The following is a 4189-nucleotide window of genomic DNA, read 5'->3' as shown; positions in this document are numbered from 1 at the left end:
AACTTGCCGACCCGGACGGCGACCTGAAAGTCGCCGCAGGTCTGTATCACGCGTCCGAGTATGCGTGCGATTTCCGGCTCGTCATCAATGATCAAAACCTTGTGCGCACTGATCGGTTCGGGAGGCTGGGAGATGTCTTTTGGATCGGGGGGGCACATGGAACCGGAAAGAAACCAAGTCATTGAAACGCAATCTGCGGACCACCTTAGTCCCATCCTACGGCCAGCGTCAAGCTCGCGCGCAATTGGCCGTGCATCTGGAAAAAACGGCACGCGCGCGTGCTATGGCGTTTCTCCCATGACCTGTCCAGACCGATTGGCGATACGCCATTGGCGGCGCCTGTCTGGCCGGAATCTGTTTTGATTTCCTCTTTGTTTTCAATTGATTGTTGCCTTGTGTCGCTGGTGGCACGGTGCCTGCTTTAAGCCTGTCGGGTGGACGCGACTCGGGCGGCAACAGCGATCTTCCACCCGACTCGTTTGTTTCAATTAATGGAGAGGCTATGAACATTCCAAGAAAACTCAAATTGCTGGCATTTGGCGCTTGCCTTGCCGCCGCGCTTCCGGCAAGCGCCGAGGAGTACCCGAAATTCGATTACATGCCGGGCAAGGAGTTGGCAATCCCCCACGTTTCGGGAGACGCGAAATTCTCGAATACCTATCAATACTGGAAAGATGAGAAGGCGCTTGAAGACGCCAAGAAAAGCGGAAAGATGTCCCATGAGATGAACTACAAGGATTTCCGCTGGGCAGTTAAAAGCTTCGACGCGGAAGGCGCGATCGACATCGGCAGAGGGTACTACAACGAGAAGAATGCCAAGGGGCAATCCTGTGCTTCCTGCCACGGCGCAGAGGGTAAAAAGCTCAAGGGAATATACGCAAACTACCCGGCCTACAACAAACGCCTGAAGCGTGTCGTGACCGTCCCCACGCAGATCAAAACCTGCGCGACCGAACGGCTCGGCTTCGACTGGAAGGAGAACACGCGTCAGAACACGCTGATCGACTTCTTCGTCGGCTCCCTGTCCGATGGCAAGGTCGTGAAGATCGATGCCACCTCTCCGGGGCCGATCAAGGCGTCCTACGAACGGGGCCGCGATTTGTTCTTCAAGCGCGGTGGCCACTTCAACTTCGCCTGCGCGAGCTGCCATACCCCGCCGGCCGCAGGGAAATATCTGCGCGGCCAGCGTCCGACTACTTTCTTCGGTGACGCCGCCCAGTACCCCATCTACCACTTCCCCTACGCGTTGCCAGGCGACGACTTCGAGTACGTCTTCACCCTCCAGCACCAGATCAAGTCGTGCCAGATTTTGTCGCGCATCTATCCGGGTGAGGAGGGCAGCCCCGCCATGACGGACATCGAGGTGTTCCTCAAGGCGTCGGCGAATGGCTACAAGATGAGCGTCCCGGTCGCGGAATACAACATGGATACCAGCTATCTGGATTGAAGCGCGTCTTCGGTGCCGCAACTGATTAAAAAGGAAAACTGACATGAAATTTGGCTTCAAACAGCGTTATCTGCCACTGCTTATGCTGGCCGGCTCTCTGAGCGTTGGCGCAATCACCCCCAGCTCGGCCGAGGAGGCGCCGAAGTGGGTTCCCGGCGAGCAGTATCCCCGCGAACTGCTGAAGAATTTTCCTTGCCACGACTATGACCTGCCATGCGGAAAGATGACCTCGCCGCCAGTGGAACGTGTCGAGTTCAAGGGGCCGCTCAATGGGGACGCGGAACGGGGCGAAAAAATCGCAACCAACCTGCGTTGGGGGAACTGCATTGCTTGCCATGCGCTGCCCAAGCATGAAGGCGGCACCATCGGCCCCAGCCTGAAGGGGTATGCGCATCGGGAAATGCCGTTGGACTACACCTATCAGCGCCTCTGGGATGTCCGCTTCTACAACCCGAATGCCTTCATGCCCGTTTATGGCCCGAACAAGGTGCTGACCGATCAGGATATCCAGGATGTCATGGCATTCCTGTACGCCAAATAAACACGCGTTTCCCAGGCAACGATCACAATCCCGCGCCAACGCGCGGAAAGGAAATCACAAATGACTGATTCTTCGAAAAAGCTTACCCAATACACCTTGTCGGCGCTGTGCCTTACCGGTATGTCCTTGTTCCATCAGGCAGCCCAGGCTGAGGCAGAAGCCAAGGTCGATTCCTACAAGGCCTGGCCCATGCTGTACGGGCGCGAGTCCGCGCCTTCGGACGACGTGACCATGACCATGGGCGTCGAGATGCAGCCCACTTTCACGCTGACCGACAGCAAGAGTGCGGCATCCGACAAGAGCGAGTTTTCATTCCAGCGTCTGCGCTGGTATATGAAAGGCAGCATCACCAAAGACGTGGATTACCTGGTCGTCACGGAATGGGCGCGCAATGGGGTCACTTCCGCTGCTAACGGCAGTGCGCGCGTCTTCCGCGCCAGCGCGACCTTCCGCGATGTCTTCGATATGACCAACATTCAGGTGGGGTCCATGATCGTCCCGTTCGGCCATGCCTTTTACGTTCCGGCCGGAATTGCGCCATGGGTCAATTACACCCGCATGACCTCGCAGCTCTATGGTTGCGGCTCGATCGGCTGTACGGCGGATGGCGGTGAGATCGTAACCAACATCTTCAAGACCGGCGTCATGGCCTTCAATCAGATCAACCTGGGCAACGATAGCAGCCTGACCTATACCGCCGGCGTCTACAACAGCACGGGCGTCAAGCAGCAGGACGAAGGCGACCAGAAAGACTTCAACGGCAGCCTGGAGTTTCACAAGGGATCGATCTGGGCCCATTACGGCTTGCGGCTCGGCAGCGCGCAGATCAACGCGGGGCCGGAACTTGACCGGGAACGCCACGCCTTCGTGCTGCGTTACAACGACTTTGCCAAGGACAAGTGGTGGGCCTGGGGTGAAGTCATGACCGGCAAGGATGAGGCCCCGGGTGGTGCTGCCGATCTGAAGGCCAAGGGCTATGAACTCTCGCTCGGTTATAAATTGACGCCGAAGTGGGAGGCTGTAGCGCGCTATTCCGAATATGACCCGAATACTTCCCTCAGCAACAACACATTCCAGGAAACCTCTCTAGGCCTGACCCAGCGCCTTGACCGCGGGATCCGCCTGCAATACCAGGCAGACCGTATCCGAAACGACAGCAATACAATCGAAGACAATATTTTCACTGTCCGTGTCACGGTGCCTTTTGCCAAAAAAATCATGTGACACCGTATCAACAGCCTCCTCCATAACGTATCAGGGAAGTTGATGTTTCTGATGCGTTATGCCTTCTGCCGCCCTTCGGGGCGGTTTTTTTCGCAGCATGTGCGTCGGTATCCAGGGAACCCGGATTTTGCGATGCGAGGACTGTATGGCGAGCGCAGGGCGATTCAAGCACGTGACTGGCGCCTTGCGCTGCAATGGGCGCCAGAAAAAACATGGTGCCCGCGGCGGTGTTCCATTTCTACCGAAGCCGGGCATAAGGGACTGGCGTTACGCCATAGCCAGATTTTTACGGCTCGAAGCATGAAAAACTTTTTTATAGTTATCAATGTATTGGCTTTTGTTCATGGCTTGGCATGGGGTTTGCTAATCATGCGTAGGCTGGAGAAATTGTGAGCTGCTCAATCTTTCATTCAAAAAAGTTATTTCAATAGTTTGAGTGTGGAAAACGCAAATCACAGGAATGTTGATGATTTTTCTATTTAAAAGGAGATATGCAAAATGAATGCGCTTCGTAGAAACGTACTGAAAGGCGCCGCAGGCGCAGGCACCGTGGCCATCGCCGTGGCCGCCGGCCTGCTGAAGCCCACCCAGGCGATGGCCGCCTGGAACAAGGCCGCCTTCGAGGCTAAGAACGTCGGCGACGCGATGACGGGTCTCGGCGTGGCCGGCCCGGCCGACAGCAAGGAGATTGTCATCAAGATGCCGGACATCGCCGAGAACGGTGCGGTGGTGCCGGTGGAAGTCACCAGCAGCATCGCCGGCACGACCAGCATCGCCATCTTTGCCGAAAAGAACGGCACTCCCCTGGTCGGCACCTACAATCTGTCGGGCGGCGCCCAAGGCTTTATTTCCACTCGTATCAAGGTGGCCCAGACTTCATTCATACGTACGGTTGTCAATGCCGGCGGCAAGTCTTACACCGCGGCCAAGGAAGTCAAGGTCACCGTCGGCGGCTGCGGCGGCTGATCCCCGGCCTG

At 56.7% G+C, this 4189-nt stretch carries 6 protein-coding genes; 5 read left to right on the top strand and 1 reads right to left on the bottom strand.

What is annotated here, in order from left to right; all coding sequences use genetic code 11:
- On the bottom strand, positions 1-182 hold a 182-nt coding region (locus tag BGO62_RS15465; protein ID WP_296644183.1), incomplete at its 3' end, for a hypothetical protein.
- A gap of 320 nt (positions 183-502) precedes the next feature.
- Here BGO62_RS15465 and soxA point away from each other — a divergent pair.
- The 5 genes from soxA (at position 503) to soxY (ending at position 4178) form a co-directional block, all read left to right on the top strand.
- Positions 503-1447 carry a sulfur oxidation c-type cytochrome SoxA gene (soxA, locus tag BGO62_RS15460; RefSeq protein ID WP_296644180.1) on the top strand — a complete coding sequence of 315 codons (945 nt, stop codon included), beginning with the start codon at positions 503-505 and terminating at the stop codon, positions 1445-1447.
- Positions 1448-1490: 43 nt separating this feature from the next.
- Complete coding sequence (soxX, locus tag BGO62_RS15455) at positions 1491-1988, top strand: sulfur oxidation c-type cytochrome SoxX (protein ID WP_296644176.1); 498 nt, start codon at positions 1491-1493, stop codon at positions 1986-1988.
- 60 nt (positions 1989-2048) lie between these two features.
- Positions 2049-3212 carry a porin gene (locus tag BGO62_RS15450; protein ID WP_296644174.1) on the top strand — a complete coding sequence of 388 codons (1164 nt, stop codon included), beginning with the start codon at positions 2049-2051 and terminating at the stop codon, positions 3210-3212.
- A gap of 42 nt (positions 3213-3254) precedes the next feature.
- Complete coding sequence (locus BGO62_RS15445; protein WP_296644171.1) at positions 3255-3605, top strand: hypothetical protein; 351 nt, start codon at positions 3255-3257, stop codon at positions 3603-3605.
- Positions 3606-3710: 105 nt separating this feature from the next.
- Complete coding sequence (soxY, locus tag BGO62_RS15440) at positions 3711-4178, top strand: thiosulfate oxidation carrier protein SoxY (RefSeq protein WP_296644168.1); 468 nt, start codon at positions 3711-3713, stop codon at positions 4176-4178.
- Positions 4179-4189: the final 11 nt, after the last annotated feature.

Origin of the sequence: Thiobacillus sp. 65-1402, from assembly GCF_001897685.1 — a bacterium.
Lineage (GTDB): Bacteria > Pseudomonadota > Gammaproteobacteria > Burkholderiales > Thiobacillaceae > Thiobacillus.
The sequence above is the reverse complement of the archived record's forward strand: the minus strand, read 5'-3'. Positions and strand labels throughout refer to the sequence as shown.